This is a genomic window from Paenibacillus provencensis (genome assembly GCF_042678545.1).
Lineage (GTDB): Bacteria > Bacillota > Bacilli > Paenibacillales > Paenibacillaceae > Paenibacillus > Paenibacillus provencensis.
This window is the reverse complement of record NZ_JBHTKX010000001.1, coordinates 301,042-317,792: the sequence shown is the minus strand read 5'-3', so window position 1 is coordinate 317,792 and position 16,751 is coordinate 301,042. Positions and strand designations below refer to the sequence as shown.

Below are 16,751 nucleotides of genomic sequence, written 5' to 3'. Positions count from 1 at the left end.
ATCCATTAAACGAGATTTTCCGGGTTCAACCCTTCAAGCTCTGGAATGACAAACAATCCGTCCTTGCGAATGAGGATATCATCAAAGTAGATTTCTCCGCCACCATACTCAGGACGCTGAATCAGAACGAGATCCCAATGAATGGATGAGGAGTTTCCGTTATCCGTAACATCATATGCCTGACCTGGCGTAAAATGAAGACTTCCTGCGATTTTTTCATCGAACAAAATATCTTTCATCGGATGCAGTATATGCGGATTGAAGCCAATTGCAAATTCACCAATATAACGTGCTCCTTCGTCCGAATCCAGAATTTCATTCAAACGCTTCGTGTCATTGCTCGTTGCTTCAACAATCTTCCCATTCTCAAAGCGGAATTTGATGTTCTCAAACGTTATTCCGTTATACAGAGTTGGAGTGTTGTAGCTGATGGTACCATTTACAGAATTACGCACAGGCGCGCTGTAAACCTCGCCGTCAGGGATGTTTTTCTCCCCTGCACATTTCTCTGCACCGATGGATTTAATCGAGAAAGTAAGATCCGTACCCGGTCCTGTAATGCGAACCTTGTCCGTTTTGCGCATAAGCTCTGCCAGCGGATCTTGAGCCTTGTCCATTTTGGCATAATCGAGATTGCATACATCAAAATAAAAGTCTTCAAAAGCTTCTGTACTCGTATTAGCCAGCTGAGCCATACTTGCGTTCGGGTAACGCAGAACGACCCATTTGGTGCGTTTAACACGCTCTTCACTATGTACGGGATGGGAGTACAGTGAATTATACATTTTCATTTTATCCTCAGGTACATCGGACAGATCATTCGCGTTCTCGCCAGCTCGAATACCTATGTAGCAATCCATCAGCTCCATACGCTTCAAATCAATCTCTGCCCATGTCTTCAGCATTTCTTCTGTAGCATTCTTAAGCATTGCCCGTTGTACGGTCTTATCTGTAAGCTGAACGAAAGCATTACCACCTGCCTTGCCAACCTCTTCAATAATGGCGTTAATAAGATCTCGCTCAGAACCGATCATTTCTACAAGTACGTTTTCGCCTGGCTGTACATTTACTGAATAGTTCACCAAATTTTGCGCCAGCTTTTGAATTCTTGGATCTTTCATTAATATTGCTCCTCCTTCAAGTTGGTTCATGTCTATTGTAGCACCCCATTGTGATTTGGGGTATCTCCCTTTAGCCAACTTGGAATTCATCCACATTCACTAATTTAGTGATACTTACTGAAATAGATGTCTGTAATGAGCATCTCTTTCTTTTCCCTATTATCCTTATAGCTGACCTCATTTTCAGCAGAGAGCCTGATCGGCAAGCTTGACTTCTTATTCACTGTAAGATGATAAACAGATTTGACTTCTATGTTCTTCACTCTTTCGTTTAGTCCATCATTCTCCTCGTTCCATATCCTCTCCAGCTCCTTCATGCACTGCTGGCGTTTGCTATTGTCCACCTGATTTACGAGCTCCGGCAGCTCATCATGCAGAATCTGCATTTCTTTCTTCAGTTGATCGGCTACCCATTTACTGGCTTCAACTTTCTCAAGCTCAATCCGAATCATATGAGTCCCCCGAGGGGTTCCTGATTCACTGCTGAACGTTTTCCCTTTCATATAACCGATCTTCTCCAGCTGTTCTACCGGGTTCAATCGGGTCAAGCTGCCATATGAGCTGTCCTCCATACGCTCCGATATCCTCCACATGCCGGCCTTACGCTCCATATTGACAGGATGAGAGTCTGTCTCGGCCTTATTGTTGCTGCTCGGCTCAAACGGGTCGTATTCCTGACTTGATACGACCAGTTTGTTATGGTTAGATAAAGTACCCTTGTATTCAAAGTGCTCAGTAAACTCACCTTGATCAGAGGTTCTGAGTCCTGCATGTCCTTCGAAGGTCATTTCTTCCTTCCCGGCAAGTCCTGCAAGAGCTCGATGAAATGTTTCCTCAGGATCAAGCGGATTGTTGAATACGCCGCATCCACTGATATGAAATAGGGATAAGCTCAGAATCGATATTAGTATAGTACGTAATCTTAATCCTCGCATGATAAGTCACTGCCCTTCAGGCTATTAGTATCGTCGGTTGTTAGGTTTGCCTAGAAACATCGCTAATATCCAGCAAGAACGATAAAAAACATCCGCCGTTTTGCTTACAGCGAATGTTCATTAGCGATCCATCATTTTATGCTCCACTACGATTCGGTTCCGGCCTCCATTTTTGGCTGCATAGAGCGCCATGTCCGCACGATAAAATAGTGATTCCAGGCTAACCTGATCATCAAGCCAGCACCATTCCCCAATCCCAATGGATACTGTTATGGAAGGGTTCGTTAATTCCGGAACCCGCTGTCGGATCGTTTCTGCCATCATTTTGGCCTGCTCACTGCTTACCTGAGGCAAATAGATCGCAATCTCTTCGCCTCCCCATCTCGCACAGAGATCATTCGGTCCAGCCGCCTCTCGAATAATATTTCCTACCTGCTTGAGAACGGCATCTCCGACCTGATGACCGTAGCTGTCGTTCACTTGTTTGAATTGATCAATATCAATAACGATAAGGGAGCCGCAAAAGTCTGTGCTCTGGCGTTCCTCTATCATTCGGTCGACATAATGTCTGACGTATAATCCTGTCAGTGCATCAACAGTAGCAAGCCGCTTAACTTCAGCGTGCAGCGTTGCATTTGTAACAGCCAGTCCAATATGAACGGCAAGCATGTCCAGAAATCGAAAGTTGTTATAAGAGAAATATTGCTTCTTCTGATGAGCTACGAGCACCGTGCCTTCCACCTGCCCACTGATTCTCAAGGGAACCGCCATCATCGACATCGAGCCTGTTGTCTCCATGAAGAAGGAACTTGGGCCGTTGTAGCTCTCATAATTAAATAATATAAAAGGCTCACCGCTCTTGTATACTTGCCCGCTGATTCCCGATAATGAAAACGTCTCGTTCCGAAGTGCAGGAACATTGGAGAACATCACATGAAAACGCTGATCCTCTTGGTCCAGCTTAAGTATACAGCAGGATTGGGCTTTAAATATGCGGATCAGCTGGTGAACTGCATACTCATATATATCCGTGAGCTGCAGACTCTGGTTCAGACGTTTGGTCAGCTCATCAATCATTCGCAGCTCTTGAATAAGGGTGCCGGATTGTTCATGCAGCTTGGCGTTCTCATAAGCAGTCCCTGCCGTGTCCGCCATCATGGTAATCAGCTGCAGATCTACATCTTCAATCCATTCCTGATTGGCTTCAATATGAAATACTCCATAAGTGCCTTGTTTGCCTCTGAATGGGATACCGATCTCATATTGATGCCGAGTGGAAGGCTGGGTAATGATCCGTTCTTCCGTATAGGCACGAAAACATACAGAACTGTTGTCTCCATTCAGATACAGAGGCTTGACTCTCGGGTCATCCATGCCTCCATCCTGGGACATGTAAAGCGTCAAATTTACCGCTGGAAAGAGAAACGCAACACTGTCGAACACTTCTTCTAGTACTGCTCTCACATCCATCTTTTCCTGCATCCGCTGCACAATTTGAAGAAGAATCGATCGGCGCCGGTTCTCATTGTCAGACAGCTTGTGAATATGAAGCATATCCGCTAGAAAAAGATGTTCAAACCGCCGGTAAAAACAAGATCGATAGTGATACTTGGAGGATAAGAGCAAGTCTGCAAATCCCTCTGTCACCCTTTTCTTTGAGACAGCAATACATAACACCCCTAATTGTTTCTGCTCGCTCCGGGAATGCAGAGAAAGGGTAAACAGACTGTATTCTTCAGCAAATGATTCTTCTGAGCAGCTATGTTCGATTACCGCTTCCGAAGGCTCCAAATCCCCCATTGGCTCCGATAAAATTTGATTAACCTTCTGCTTAGCCGCCTTCTCTACAAAAGATACCCCTTCACCCTGGGCAGCAAGACATATACCACTTCCGCTCCATATAGAAAAAATGGCTCCTTGCAAGGAAGGTATCGTAATCATATGATTAAACCATTCCTCAAAAGCATCCTTAAGAATCCGTTCGATGTGGTTAGTATCAAATACGTTCACGTCCAAAAATTCCAGCCAGTGTTGTTCTATATGGCGAACGTTAGAGTTATGGTCATACTTCCCCCGTTCAGGTCCCTCCAACAAGAGATCTTCCAACTCATAGGCAGATTTATAAAGGTGTTCTGTCATAAAAGCGGCACTCCTTTGCACCTTTCAGTTCACAAACTACAACGAGATGACCAGCATTGTTTTAATGTACATGACTGTTTAATTAAAACACAAATCTATTTTACCCTCTTTTATTACAATTTGCACGGAGTTTAAGAGAAATTCGTCCTATTTTTTTAGGTCCTAAGCCCTATCGACAAATTTAGACAAATTCCAGATAATCTTTTTCTTTGCTTCATTGACACATCTTCTTGACTTCACTAGTACATTTAATATAATATATATTGTTGAATGAGACCGATATGGTCTTTAAATTTGGGCGTAACGTTGTGTCACCCTCACAGCTATTTGTAACTGAACCGGACAGCGGCTGAACTTTCTGGATCTGAATGTATTGCCTTACAAGGCTTGCGATACAATTAGCGGCGCAAATAGAGCCCCATCATATGAAATTTATTATAAAAGGAGTTACTATAACAATGGCACGTTACACTGGTCCTAAATTTAAATTGAGTCGCCGTCTCGGCATTTCCCTGAGCGGAACTGGTAAAGAATTGAAACGAAACTTCCCTCCGGGTCAACATGGTCCTAACCAACGCAGAAAAATCAGCAACTACGGTATGCAGCTTCAAGAAAAGCAAAAATTGCGTCATATGTACGGCTTGGGTGAAAAGCAATTCCGTACTTTGTTTGCAAAAGCACAAAAAATGCAAGGTATTGCCGGTGAGAACTTCATGTTCCTCCTGGAAAGCCGTCTTGACAACCTTGTTTACCGTCTTGGTTTCTCCAACTCTCGTGCAGGCGCGCGTCAGCTGGTAGCTCATGGTCATGTGACTGTTAACGGTAAAAAAGTAGATATCGCTTCTTATGCAGTAAGCATTGGCGATGTAATCGGTCTTCGTGAAAGAAGCCGCGGTCTTTCCTCTATCAAAGAAGCTTTGGAAAACCGTGCACATCTTCCATCTTACCTTGAGTACAACGAAGCAGCTCTTGAAGGCAAGTTCATCCGTCTTCCAGAACGCGCTGAGCTCTCTCAAGATATCGATGAGAAGCAAATCGTCGAGTTCTACAACCGTTAATATTTAACTGGAGAACAATCATCCCTCGAAAGCAAGCTTTCGAGGGATTTTTAGTTGTTCCTGTAAGCATAAAAAAGAGTGCCCGTCATGCTAATATGACGCAGGCACTCTTTTTTTATAATCCAGCTTATAACCAATCGCTTAATACTCTACAGCTTGATTTTGGCAAACTTACGTTTACCAACCTGAACAATATCGCCGTCTTGCGGAGTGTAATCACTGTTCGGGTCGCCCCATTTTTCTTCATTAATTTTTACTGCGCCTTGTTGAATGCTCCGTTTAGCTTCACCGTTAGAAGCGGCAAATCCGAGTGTAGTCAGCAGGCTGATCAGACGTATATTCCCATTCTCCAGCGATTCAGCCGGAATCACGACCTCTGCAATATCATCCGGCAATGCACGCTGCTGAAATACAGTAATAAAGTGCTGCTGAGCTGCCTCAGCCGCTTCTTCTCCGTGGTACATACGGACAAACGTGTAGGCAAGCTTCATTTTTGCATCGCGCGGATGAACACTTCCGTCTGCAATGCCTTGCTCCAGCGCATTCAGATCCTCGGTACTCAGATCTGTAGCCAGCGTGTAGTATTTCAGCATAAGCTCGTCTGGAACAGACATTGATTTACCGTAGATTTCGTTCGGCTCCTCGTCAATACCGATGTAGTTGCCAAGGCTCTTGCTCATTTTCTGGACGCCATCCAATCCTTCCAGAAGCGGAAGCATGATGGTCGCCTGCGCTTCGTCTCCATTTTCTTTTTGCAGCGTACGCCCCATCAGGAGATTGAACTTCTGATCCGTACCGCCGAGCTCAATATCGCTCTTAAGAACGACAGAATCCGTTCCTTGCATTAACGGGTAGAAAAATTCGTGAATACTGATTGGCTGGCCGCTCTGGAAACGTTTAGTGAAATCGTCACGCTCCATCATCCGGGCAACCGTTACCTTCGCAGCCAGATTAACGACTTCAGAGAAGTTCATCGGCGCAAGCCAATCGGAGTTGTTGTATACTTTTGTTTTGTTCGGATCCAAAATTTTGAACAGCTGCTTCTTGTATGTCTCCGCATTGCGAATTACATCTTCCTCGCTCAATTGCTTCCGTGTCTCGGATTTACCTGTCGGGTCGCCAATTCGGCCTGTGAAGTCCCCGATGATCAGCTGCACTTCATGACCAAGATCCTGAAATTGACGCAGCTTGTGCATCACTACAGTGTGACCAATATGCAAATCGGGTGCGGACGGATCCATTCCAAGCTTCACCTGAAGCGGTACCCCGCTGACAACCGATTTCATGATCTTCTGCTTCAAATCCTCTTCAGGAACTATTTCGGATACTCCTCTTGATATCACATCCAGCTGACGGTTCACTTCCTCCTGCTGAGTCTTGCTCAATTCTTCCCATTTCATCCTAAACGTACCTCCTATAATATATTCGATCCTGCTCGATCGATTTGGACACAAAAAAGCTCCTTCTCATCCCAAGGGACGAGAAGGAGCACTCGCGTTACCACCCTAATTAAAGTACCTGCTCGATAATTACAAAGATAGGCACTTTCACTTCATTGACATAACGGGATTTCAACCCGGTACCAGACTAATCCTTCAATAGCTTATGGTAAATTCAACCTGCTATTCCTGTTCATCTGGACAGCTCCGGACGGTAATTCGACAAGCGGCACATTCCGGTTCACACCACCCACCGGCTCTCTGACTATGTGTTATCCGCCTCCTACTGGAGTCCTTCACAGCTTTTTTTCGTATCAAGTTTTGATTTTATATATAACATATTCCGAGAAGTGATGTCAATTTCCGACCCTTGCCACCATTTGCGGGGATTCAAAAGAGTTATTTTATGCTATAATAATGCCTGTTAAAAGGAGGAAGACATTTGATGGTTGATGATAAGGATAAAAAACCTGATGAGCAGCCTTCCCGCAAAAGAAAATTCTTAAGCAGGTTAGGTAGTTTTGTGAAATGGATGGTCGTTCTTGGCTTCGTAGGTATCCTGTTTGTCGGCGGTGCACTCACAGGTTACATAGCATCCATTGTTAAAGACGAGCCTGTCCGATCCAGAGCTGCAATCGAACAAGCGGTGAGTGAGAATGCACTGACGGGTTTTGCTTATTTTGCAGACGGTTCAGCAATCGGTCAACTCAGGACAGAAGAAGACCGGCGTATTGTGGAACTGGAGGACATTCCTCAAATCGTACTTGATGCAGTGACTTCAATCGAGGATGACTCTTTTTATGAACATAAAGGCGTAGACATAACAGGTACTCTAAGAGCTGTCAAAGAGAGGGTGCTTAACGAGCCTGTACAAACCGGCGGAAGCACGCTGACTCAGCAGCTGGCAAGACGGGTCTTCCTGAGTCTAGACAAGACGGAAGATCGAAAAGTGAAAGAAATTTTATTATCCCTGCGTTTAGAACGGTTCTTGACCAAGGATGAAATCATTACGGCTTATTTAAATAAGGTTCCTTTCGGGAACGGCTCCAGCGGATATAACGTATACGGAATCAAAGCTGCAGCCAAAGGCATTTTTAATGTCAACGATCTGAATGATTTGAACATCGCACAGGCTGCCTATTTGGCAGGCCTTCCTCAGCTTCCTTCCGCCTACTCCGCTTTTAACGGAAAAGGGGAGTTTAACGAGGACAATTTCAACAATGCGATTGAGCGTCAGCAGCGTGTACTCGGGCGTATGCTTGCTTTGGGCAAGATAACGCAGAGCGAACATGATGAAGCTATGGCATTTGATCTGAAGTCATCGCTCGCACCAAGAGTAGCCAAGGCATACAATACGTATCCTTACCTTATGCTTGAAACGGAAAGACAGGCTGCCAAAGCGCTGATTGATGTCCTCTATCCTGAAGGAGAAGTACCGGATAAATCAGACAGCGAGCTGACAGAGGAAGCGCTGCAGAAGCTTCGTACCGGCGGATATCGCGTCTATACGACAATTAATAAGAATGTCTACAAGACGATGCGCGCCATCGCCGAGGATGACAGCAACTTCTCAGCGTATAACGAGAGCAAAGGCTTAGAGCAGACTGCTGCCATGATGATTGATCACAAAACTGGAAAAATTCTCGGCATGATCGAAGGTCGTGATTTTAATGTTGAGAATATGAACTTTGCAACACAGATGGTGAGACAGCCAGGCTCGGCCATGAAGCCGATCGCTGCTTATCTCCCGGCGCTTGAAGAAGGAATCATACAGCCTGCCTCCATTCTTGATGATTCGCCGATCATTTTGAAGGACGGTCAAAAAGGCTATCATATTCCGAAAAACTCAAACGGAAATTATAACGGGCTAGTAACCGCAAGATACGCGTTAAATCAATCTCTTAATATTCCAGCCCTCAAAATTTTCAATGAAAAGCTGGGACTTGAGAAGGCTTGGGATTTCGCGAAAAGTCTTGGCATCACTACCTTGACAGATGTGGACTATACGAATGCAACGACTGGTGTACTTGGAGGTCTTACTTACGGTGTATCCGTAGAAGAGCTGACCAATGCTTATGGTGCGATCGCGAACAATGGTGTATTTAACGATGCCTACATGATTGAGAAAATTGTTGATTATCAGGGAAACATCGTATACTCCCATGAAGCAGCACCGAAGGAAGTCTTCTCTAAGGAAACAGCTTATCTGATGACAGACATGTTAAGTACTGTTATTTCAGACGGTACAGGTAAGCTCGTTAGAGACAATTTCAATAAGTATGGTGAAATTGAAATTGCCGGGAAGACAGGAACGACTCAGAACTATGCAGACGTATGGTTCCAAGGATATACACCGGATGTGACTCTCGGCGTATGGGTGGGTTATAACAATAAAGAGACTTTATCCACACTATCTAAAGGTGCTGAAAGAGAACGGGCCCGCAGACTCTGGGCTAAAATATTGAACGACGTAAACGAGGCTGAGCCAGACCTGTTCCCTACGAAGACCTTTACGAAGCCTGAGAATATTACAACCAAGACGGTATCAGCATACAGTGGCAAGCTGCCGACTTCGCTTACCGACAAATTTGTAACGGATATATTCAATACGAAATATGTACCGACCGATAGCGACGATGCAGTTGCTAAATCGAAGTACATTACTTACAACGGTGTGAATTATATTCCTAGAGACGAAACACCTTCAGATATGCTGAAGGAACAGACGGTTGTGAAGCGTGAGCGTCCAATATCTGAGCTGATTAAACAGCTGCAGGAAGCATTTAAAGTAATGGCCGAGCATGAGCCATTATCCTACTATATGCCGGACGATGCCGATGAAGACATGCCTAAGGAAGTTGATCCTCGTAAGGACGATGGAGCGAATCCAGATGCTCCTGGCAATGTCAGAATGACGGTGAACAACGGAAATGCTGTCATCACCTTTAATCCAAGCGCAGCTGGCGATGTCGTCGGTTACAGACTATATCGGAGCATGAACGGTGGTCCGTTCCAGAATCAGGGTAAGGTCGTGCTTGCAGGCAATCCGACTTCATTCAGCAGCTATACCGGCAGCAGCGTTCAGTTCTACATTGTTGCGGTTGACGTAGCTGGCAGAGAATCAGCACCTAGCGCGATCGTCAGTGGTGGAAACGGCCAGGTTCCACCTCCAGTGGAAGAAACACCTGACACTCCTATTGAGGTTCCAGGTACGGTCGTTGATCCGAATGAGAGCCAGGACGGTGATGCTGGAACTAACAACAACACCGACGCGTCAGGTGCTCCTGCAGCGCCTAGCGGTGTTTCTGCACAGATTACAGAACAAGGCATTGTCATCTCATGGGCTGAACAGGAAGGTGTAACTGGATTTAATGTTTACTATAGTGAAACGGGCCAGGAACCTTTCCAACATGTTGGAACCGCTGGTTTCACGGCATTCACTTACAATAATGCGGAAGCCAAGGGCGCATTCAGAGTGACTGCGGTTAACGAGGCTGGAGAATCCACTCCTTCAGCTCCAGTAAGTCCTTAAGATAGGATATAGAAGCAAAAAAAGCTAACGTAAGTTCTATACTTACGTTAGCTTTTTTATATGTTCACTTGAATCAATTTCACAAATCATTAAATAGGTAAATTTGAAACTATATATACCCTTGATATAAGCAGCTAAAGGGATTATGAAATTGATTCACTTAATAAAAATTAATCTTCTATTGTAGACAAATCACCAGCAGGTAAATCAAGCTCCCACGCTTTAAGTACCCTTCTCATGATCTTCCCTGATCGAGTCTTCGGCAATTTATCCTTAAACTCAATTTCACGAGGGGCTGCATGAGCTGACAAGCCTTCTTTTACAAAACGGTAAATATCGTCCTTCAATTCCTGCGTAGGTTCATACCCTTCCCGTAAGGAGACAAAGGCCTTAATAATCTCTCCTCGAACGAGATCCGGTTTGCCGATCACGCCCGCTTCTGCAACTGCCGGATGTTCTACGAGCTTACTCTCTACCTCAAAAGGACCGATTCGTTCGCCTGACGAGTTGATGACATCATCAATTCTGCCTTGAAACCAAAAATAACCGTCCTCATCCTTATAAGCTGAATCCCCAGATATATACCAGCCAGGAATACGAAAGTATTCTTCATATTTGGGTTGATTGTTCCATACCTGTCTCATCATGGAAGGCCACGGCGTCTTGATCGCCAGATTGCCCATGGAATACGGAGGAAGCTCCTCCCCTTGGTCATTAATGATTGCAGCCTCAATACCCGGAAGCGGCTTGCCCATTGAACCTGGCTTAATCACCATACCTGGATAGTTACAGATTAGCTGAGCCCCGGTCTCTGTCATCCACCAGGTATCATGAATTCGCTGATTGTAGGCTTTAGTTCCCCATCTCACCACCTCAGGATTCAGGGGTTCTCCTACGGATAGTACATGACGCAGTGTAGACAGATCAAACTGCTTAATCAGTTCGTCTCCTGCACTCATCAACATTCGAAAGGCAGTAGGAGCACTGTACCACACCGTTACTTTATTGCTGGCAATCGTTTGATACCAGTCCTGGGGACTGAATCTGCCTCCTCTGATCACATTCGTTACTCCATTGAGCCAAGGAGCAAATATACCGTAGGAAGTACCCGTAACCCAGCCAGGATCCGCGGTACACCAATAAATATCATCTTCTCGTAAATCCAATACGACTTTCCCTGTATAATAATGCTGAATCATTGCGTTGTGAACATGATAGACCCCTTTGGGCTTGCCAGTTGATCCGGAAGTATAGTGCAGAATCATACCATCTTCAAGACTGAGCCACTCCAGCTCTAGCTCATCTGAAGCTGCTGCCATCTCTGCATCGTAGTCAATGAAGCCCTCTTCCTCCTGTGCTCCGCCGCCTACAACAAAGATATGCTTCAGCTGGGGCAGTTCGTCACGATTGATGCGTGGCAGCAGCTGCGGAACGGTAATCAATGCTACTGCTTCACTATCAAGCAGACGATCCTTCACTGCCGTTTCCATGAAGGCTTCAAATAATGGACCCACAATAGCTCCGACCTTCAAGGTTCCAAGCAGACTCAAGTACAGCTCAGGGCTTCTAGGCATAAAAATAAAGACCCGATCACCCTTGGATATTCCGTACTTACGAAGCACATTACCAAACCGATTGGAGCCTTCGCTAAGATCCAGGAAGCTGTAGCCTTCCTCTCTGACTGCATCACTGTACAACAGCGCTGTACGTGTTCCATTGCCCTCGTCCACGTGACGATCAATGGCTTCATATGCCATATTTACTTTGCCTGTTTCATACCACGTAAAGTGCTTCTTCACTTCTTCCCAGCTAAATTGTTTACGAGCCTGTGTGTAATCTCCCAGATTACTACGATCTACGACAGTTGCGATAAATTCATTTTGATCATGACTCATTGCCTTCAGAGCCTCCTCAGTTACATTTTCACAATGTACAGGTTAGTTAGCGCTTACAAATTTGTAATTACCTGAACCAAATTTATAACTCCCTATAATGAATTTGATTCACCTTACCATCGTATCCGAGTTACTGCGGCTGTTGCTGAAAATGTGAAAACTATATGTCTGGAATATTATAGCATAATTTGCGATTGTGTTAATATTTCCTTTTCATTTTTTTGTATATTTGTTATAAGTAGAGAGAACACGCTATGACACTCCAAAAGGAGCACTGATGAACAATGAACCATACCAAACATCACCACGCTCACTTACTTGTTAAGAACAGCAGGGAAATTGTTATAGAAGGCCCTGTTCCTGCTGCGCTGCTGCAAGATCTAGTCATGCACCCGGATCTTGATGCGTTTAGAAGACCTCATGAGCAGCAAGAGGCACTCATTCAAATATCTGAGCTTCCGGAAGGAAGAATTGTCATTGCCAGAGAGCAAGATACGATTATCGGCTATGTTACTTTTCATTATCCTGATGAGATGGAACGTTGGTCTGAAGGAAATATGAAGGATCTTATTGAGCTAGGAGCGATTGAGGTTGCAGATGATTACCGCTCTTACGGGATCGGGCGTGCACTTATTCAACATGCTTTTGAACATGAACAGATGGAGGAATATATCGTCTTTACGACGGAATATTACTGGCATTGGGATTTGAAAGGAAGCGGACTAACCGTGTGGGACTACCGTAAAATGATGGAGCGCCTTATGAAAACGGTGGATATGGTCTGGTACGCTACCGATGACCCTGAAATTTGTGCACATCCTGCCAATTGTCTCATGGTGAGAATCGGCAGCAAGGTCCCCCTTGCCTCCAAAGAACAATTCGATCATGTACGGTTTAAACAGCGCTATATGTACTAATAAGACAGGAGCTTGGTCCCGGAGAAACCCGGGCTGCTTCCTGTCTTTTATAATTTAATCATCTGATCTCTTGTTACATATACGCCAGCATGTGTTCCACGATACGATGGGATTTCCGTGAGGATTCAACTGTAAATTCGGCGAAATTCACGTGGGCGGAGCCATCTGCCTTATCCGACATGGCACGTAGAATAACATAAGGGACTTTATTCATGAAGCAGACCTGTGCAACCGCAGCCCCCTCCATCTCTGCACACGCCCCTTGGAACTCATCGCGCAGACTGCTCACGATTTCTTTGCTTGCAATAAACTGGTCTCCAGACAACACGATTCCTTGAATATATCTCGCTGACAACTTCTCACACGCTTCAGCCGCCCGTTTGATCAAATCTGCATCTGCTGGAAAAGCCGACGTTTCCTGGTAAGGAATTTCTCCCCGCTTGTAACCTAGAGGTGTAACATCTATATCGTGATGAATACATGCCGTCGAGATGACGATATCTCCAATCTCCAAATCCGGGTGGACTGCACCAGCTACCCCTGTAAAAATAATATGAGACACTCCAAACTTCACGATCAAAATTTGAGTAGTCACAGCCGCATTCACTTTTCCTACACCTGATTTGCATACGACTACATGCTTGCCATAGACATCACCTTCGGTATACGTTATGCCTGCATAATCTGTACGTACGATATTCTCCATATCGGACAGCAACAGTTCAATCTCTTCATCCATCGCTCCAATGAGTCCAATCGTTTGCGCCATAACTTAACATCCATCTCCTTTGGATCGGTATATGATCAGCACATTATATATTCAGCAAAAAAGCTCCGCAACACGGAGCTTTCTACCGATAAACTTATGCTGTTTCTATTTTACACATGGCTGACTGACAAACGCAAAATCGTTTCGTGTGGCAGAATAACGCGTGGGTTCTCCACGTTTTCTTTTTTCATCAGCTTGGTGAGCAGACGCATCGCTACCGCTCCAAGATCGTACATTGGCTGAGCTACAGTTGTCAGCTGTGGACGAACCATGGAAGCCATTCGGATGTTATCGACACTGATGATCGAGAAGTCGTCTGGAACTTTGAGTCCTTCATCCTGTATACTGTGGATCGCGCCAATCGCCATTTCATCTGTTGCACTGAATATTGCGGTTGGTTTTTTCTTCAAACCAAGGAAGTACTTCATCGCTTCCACACCAGACTCGTAACGATAGTTGCCAATGCGCACCAAATCTTCCTGGTACTCGATACCGGCTGTTTCAAGCGCACGCTTGTAGCCCTGGAATCTCGCATAACCATTCGCCGGGTCCTGAAGGGTCCCGCTAATCATCGCAATTTCGCGATGACCGTGGCGAACCAGTGTGCTTACCGCATCAAAAGCCGCTGCTTCGTGATCAATATCAACGGAAGGGAACGTCCCCTTCTCATCACTCGTCGCACAAAGAACGATCGGCACTGCCGCTGTTTGAAAAGCTTGAATATGCTCATCTGTTACTGTACCGCCCATGAACAGAAGCCCGTCCACTTGTTTTTCAAGAAGGGTGTTAATAACACGAATTTCCTTCTCCTTCTTCTTATCGGCGTTACATAGGATAATGTTATAATGGTACATATTTGCGATGTCTTCGATTCCCCGAGCAATTTCGGCAAAAATAGAATTCGAGATATCTGGAATAACTACGCCGACTGTTGTCGTCTTCTTACTAGCAAGCCCCCTTGCTACTGCATTCGGACGATACCCGAGTCTTTCTATGGCTTCATATACTTTTTTACGCGTTTGTGGCTTAACGTTGGGGTTGTTGTTCACAACCCGCGAAACCGTTGCCATAGATACTCCGGCTTCACGTGCTACGTCGTAAATGGTTACCGTCACATTCCTTCTCTCCATTTGCAATAAATTTTCATTCCCATTTTCATGTTAAAAATTATGATACGACATATTATTGCGACATGCAATAAACAGGCTTTAAGTCGAGCTCAAAACGGAACTAAGGTCTCTTGAAGTGATTCCGGAGTGCGAAGTATGCCAAACTGGAAGACCATTTTTCACAAGGATCGTCTGCGGAGACTCGTGCCTAATTCCCAAACGTTCTGCTGCTGCTGTAGATACGGCCCGGTCCTCGATGACCAGTACGATTGAATAATTAACTTGCTCATTAGGAGCCGCTTCCAGATAGGCTTGTACCTCTTCATATGCATGTGCACTGATGGGACAACGAGTACTATGTTTAAATAGCAAAAGCGGATTCTCTGAAGATTGTGTAACCGCTTCTTCAAGCTGTTCTATATTTATCAGTCTTGTCATCGTTTTCATTGCCTATACATCCCCCTTGTCACTTCAGCCTTTCGTTTTCATACTTTTCAGAAAAACTTACACTCCCAATATATTAACAAAAAACGAGTCGAAAAGCCAATTTTCATAAGATTTGGTACTGACAGAATCAGCCTGCCTCTGAAAAGTGCTCTTCCCAACGAAATTGAGAGAGCTGTTCAAGTCTTCGCTCGACATCACTCATCCAATGTTCATCGCCGGCGTTTAGCGCATATTGATACAAATCTAAGAGCAGATTGATCCTCTCTTGTTTGGCTAGTTCAATCTCCTTGCCCATTGCTTCTATGTCGATATCAGAATGATGCTCTAAAATTTCTTTAATCAGCTTGGCAACTTCATTCGAATCTGCAAAGGAAATGGAGTCATATTCCCTTCCAGGCACTAAGCTTCCTATCAGTTTAACCAAATCCGGTTTGACAGGCTTAAGGACCTCATAGGTTGAACATGTCATGCAGGAAAATACGGGGACATCTCTGATCTCTACACTTTTAGCATAGATTACGCTTCGGAGCTCTAAGTTCATTGTCAATTTACATTTGCACCATCTACGCATAACCCAAACCCCACCCATCTGATCCAATCTCAATATTCACGTTTTTTCGACTTCATCTCATCTTTTAACTTCTTTACTTCGACTAATGTAGCATAAATCCTCCCATATGAGGGATGTACTATTTTCCATAATGTATTTATTCCTCTCCCCTGACAGCATGATTTGGTTTCACGCTTCGTTTCAGTTACAATGTCACTGTATACGGTAAGGAAGGAGTGTTACGACACATGAGATTAGCAGGCAAAAAAGTAATTGCCCTTGTGGATGAAGAGTTTGAAGATTTGGAATTATGGTATCCTGTTCATCGGGTGCGTGAAGAAGGAGCCGAGGTTCATCTTGCCGGAGAAGTAAAAGACAAGACCTATGTAGGCAAGTACGGTGTCCCCGCCAAGGCGGAGTACAGCTTCAGCGAACTGAACAGTCAGGACTACGACGGTATACTTGTTCCCGGCGGATGGGCACCAGATAAGCTGCGGAGATACCCTAAGGTCATAGAGCTTATTCAGGAAATGCATCAGGATCACAAGATCATCGGTCAAATCTGCCATGCCGGCTGGGTATTGATCTCTGCCAAAATATTGCAGGGGGTTACGGTCACTTCGACACCAGGAATCCGTGATGATATGGAGAATGCGGGTGCGATCTGGAAGGATGAGCCTGTGGTCATTGATGGAAACATTGTATCTGCTCGCAGACCGCCTGACTTGCCACCATATGGAAAGGCCTTCTGTGATCTGCTCGCAGATGAGTCTTGATACTCATATGAACGACAAAGAGGATGAATTCAGGCAGTGTGCCTTATATTCATCCTCTTTTTGG

13 protein-coding genes and 1 other annotated feature are annotated in these 16,751 nt (G+C 44.9%); of the genes, 4 read left to right on the top strand and 9 right to left on the bottom strand.

From position 1 onward, the window contains the following. Positions 1 to 5: 5 nt before the first annotated feature. The 3 genes from ACFQ3J_RS01555 to ACFQ3J_RS01545 form a co-directional block, all read right to left on the bottom strand. The gene (locus ACFQ3J_RS01555; protein ID WP_091158408.1) at positions 6 to 1,121 is read right to left on the bottom strand and encodes an aminopeptidase; all 1,116 of its coding nucleotides are present in this window, start codon (positions 1,119 to 1,121) and stop codon (positions 6 to 8) included. Positions 1,122 to 1,225: 104 nt separating this feature from the next. After that, positions 1,226 to 2,056 carry a hypothetical protein gene (locus ACFQ3J_RS01550; RefSeq protein ID WP_091158409.1) on the bottom strand — a complete coding sequence of 277 codons (831 nt, stop codon included), beginning with the start codon at positions 2,054 to 2,056 and terminating at the stop codon, positions 1,226 to 1,228. Between the two features lie 120 nt (positions 2,057 to 2,176). Then, positions 2,177 to 4,195 carry a sensor domain-containing diguanylate cyclase gene (locus ACFQ3J_RS01545; RefSeq protein ID WP_251580908.1) on the bottom strand — a complete coding sequence of 673 codons (2,019 nt, stop codon included), beginning with the start codon at positions 4,193 to 4,195 and terminating at the stop codon, positions 2,177 to 2,179. Positions 4,196 to 4,653: 458 nt separating this feature from the next. Here ACFQ3J_RS01545 and rpsD point away from each other — a divergent pair, with 458 nt between their 5' ends. Beyond that, positions 4,654 to 5,253, top strand: coding sequence for a 30S ribosomal protein S4 (gene rpsD, locus ACFQ3J_RS01540; protein ID WP_091158413.1), 600 nt, complete (start codon positions 4,654 to 4,656; stop codon positions 5,251 to 5,253). Between the two features lie 149 nt (positions 5,254 to 5,402). Here rpsD and tyrS read toward each other — a convergent pair whose 3' ends face one another. Beyond that, complete coding sequence (gene tyrS, locus ACFQ3J_RS01535; RefSeq protein ID WP_251580906.1) at positions 5,403 to 6,653, bottom strand: tyrosine--tRNA ligase; 1,251 nt, start codon at positions 6,651 to 6,653, stop codon at positions 5,403 to 5,405. Between the two features lie 71 nt (positions 6,654 to 6,724). After that, positions 6,725 to 7,001 (bottom strand) — a binding site (T-box leader). Positions 7,002 to 7,137: 136 nt separating this feature from the next. Between tyrS and ACFQ3J_RS01530 the strand changes: the two genes are divergently transcribed. Beyond that, complete coding sequence (locus ACFQ3J_RS01530) at positions 7,138 to 10,224, top strand: transglycosylase domain-containing protein (protein ID WP_251580904.1); 3,087 nt, start codon at positions 7,138 to 7,140, stop codon at positions 10,222 to 10,224. Positions 10,225 to 10,394: 170 nt separating this feature from the next. Here the strand turns inward: ACFQ3J_RS01530 and acsA are convergent, their stop codons facing one another. Beyond that, positions 10,395 to 12,119 carry an acetate--CoA ligase gene (gene acsA / locus ACFQ3J_RS01525; protein WP_091158417.1) on the bottom strand — a complete coding sequence of 575 codons (1,725 nt, stop codon included), beginning with the start codon at positions 12,117 to 12,119 and terminating at the stop codon, positions 10,395 to 10,397. 284 nt (positions 12,120 to 12,403) lie between these two features. Here acsA and ACFQ3J_RS01520 point away from each other — a divergent pair, with 284 nt between their 5' ends. Next, positions 12,404 to 13,036: a GNAT family N-acetyltransferase gene (locus ACFQ3J_RS01520; RefSeq protein ID WP_251580902.1), complete on the top strand. Its 633-nt coding sequence runs from the start codon at positions 12,404 to 12,406 to the stop codon at positions 13,034 to 13,036. Between the two features lie 73 nt (positions 13,037 to 13,109). Here ACFQ3J_RS01520 and ACFQ3J_RS01515 read toward each other — a convergent pair whose 3' ends face one another. The 4 genes from ACFQ3J_RS01515 to ACFQ3J_RS01500 all read right to left on the bottom strand — a co-directional run bounded on the left by ACFQ3J_RS01515 (position 13,110) and on the right by ACFQ3J_RS01500 (position 15,908). After that, positions 13,110 to 13,805: a 5'-methylthioadenosine/adenosylhomocysteine nucleosidase gene (locus tag ACFQ3J_RS01515; RefSeq protein WP_091158421.1), complete on the bottom strand. Its 696-nt coding sequence runs from the start codon at positions 13,803 to 13,805 to the stop codon at positions 13,110 to 13,112. A 110-nt stretch (positions 13,806 to 13,915) separates the two neighbouring features. Further along, entirely contained in the window at positions 13,916 to 14,920 is a 1,005-nt protein-coding gene (ccpA, locus tag ACFQ3J_RS01510) for a catabolite control protein A (RefSeq protein WP_047910927.1), read from the bottom strand. Between the two features lie 93 nt (positions 14,921 to 15,013). Further along, positions 15,014 to 15,361: a bacillithiol system redox-active protein YtxJ gene (gene ytxJ, locus ACFQ3J_RS01505; RefSeq protein ID WP_091158422.1), complete on the bottom strand. Its 348-nt coding sequence runs from the start codon at positions 15,359 to 15,361 to the stop codon at positions 15,014 to 15,016. A 127-nt stretch (positions 15,362 to 15,488) separates the two neighbouring features. Next, entirely contained in the window at positions 15,489 to 15,908 is a 420-nt protein-coding gene (locus tag ACFQ3J_RS01500) for a hypothetical protein (protein WP_139236984.1), read from the bottom strand. A gap of 251 nt (positions 15,909 to 16,159) precedes the next feature. On the opposite strand from ACFQ3J_RS01500, the gene ACFQ3J_RS01495 reads away from it, so the two are divergent. Further along, complete coding sequence (locus tag ACFQ3J_RS01495) at positions 16,160 to 16,687, top strand: type 1 glutamine amidotransferase domain-containing protein (protein WP_091158426.1); 528 nt, start codon at positions 16,160 to 16,162, stop codon at positions 16,685 to 16,687. Positions 16,688 to 16,751: the final 64 nt, after the last annotated feature.

Coding starts and splice junctions, on each gene's coding strand:
- tyrS (WP_251580906.1), bottom strand. CDS start 6,653: ATGAAATGGGAAGAATTGAGCAAGACTCAGCAGGAGGAAGTGAACCGT.
- ACFQ3J_RS01520 (WP_251580902.1), top strand. CDS start 12,404: ATGAACCATACCAAACATCACCACGCTCACTTACTTGTTAAGAACAGC.
- ACFQ3J_RS01530 (WP_251580904.1), top strand. CDS start 7,138: ATGGTTGATGATAAGGATAAAAAACCTGATGAGCAGCCTTCCCGCAAA.
- ACFQ3J_RS01555 (WP_091158408.1), bottom strand. CDS start 1,121: ATGAAAGATCCAAGAATTCAAAAGCTGGCGCAAAATTTGGTGAACTAT.
- ACFQ3J_RS01495 (WP_091158426.1), top strand. CDS start 16,160: ATGAGATTAGCAGGCAAAAAAGTAATTGCCCTTGTGGATGAAGAGTTT.
- ACFQ3J_RS01515 (WP_091158421.1), bottom strand. CDS start 13,805: ATGGCGCAAACGATTGGACTCATTGGAGCGATGGATGAAGAGATTGAA.
- ytxJ (WP_091158422.1), bottom strand. CDS start 15,361: ATGAAAACGATGACAAGACTGATAAATATAGAACAGCTTGAAGAAGCG.
- acsA (WP_091158417.1), bottom strand. CDS start 12,119: ATGAGTCATGATCAAAATGAATTTATCGCAACTGTCGTAGATCGTAGT.
- ACFQ3J_RS01545 (WP_251580908.1), bottom strand. CDS start 4,195: ATGACAGAACACCTTTATAAATCTGCCTATGAGTTGGAAGATCTCTTG.
- rpsD (WP_091158413.1), top strand. CDS start 4,654: ATGGCACGTTACACTGGTCCTAAATTTAAATTGAGTCGCCGTCTCGGC.
- ACFQ3J_RS01550 (WP_091158409.1), bottom strand. CDS start 2,056: ATGCGAGGATTAAGATTACGTACTATACTAATATCGATTCTGAGCTTA.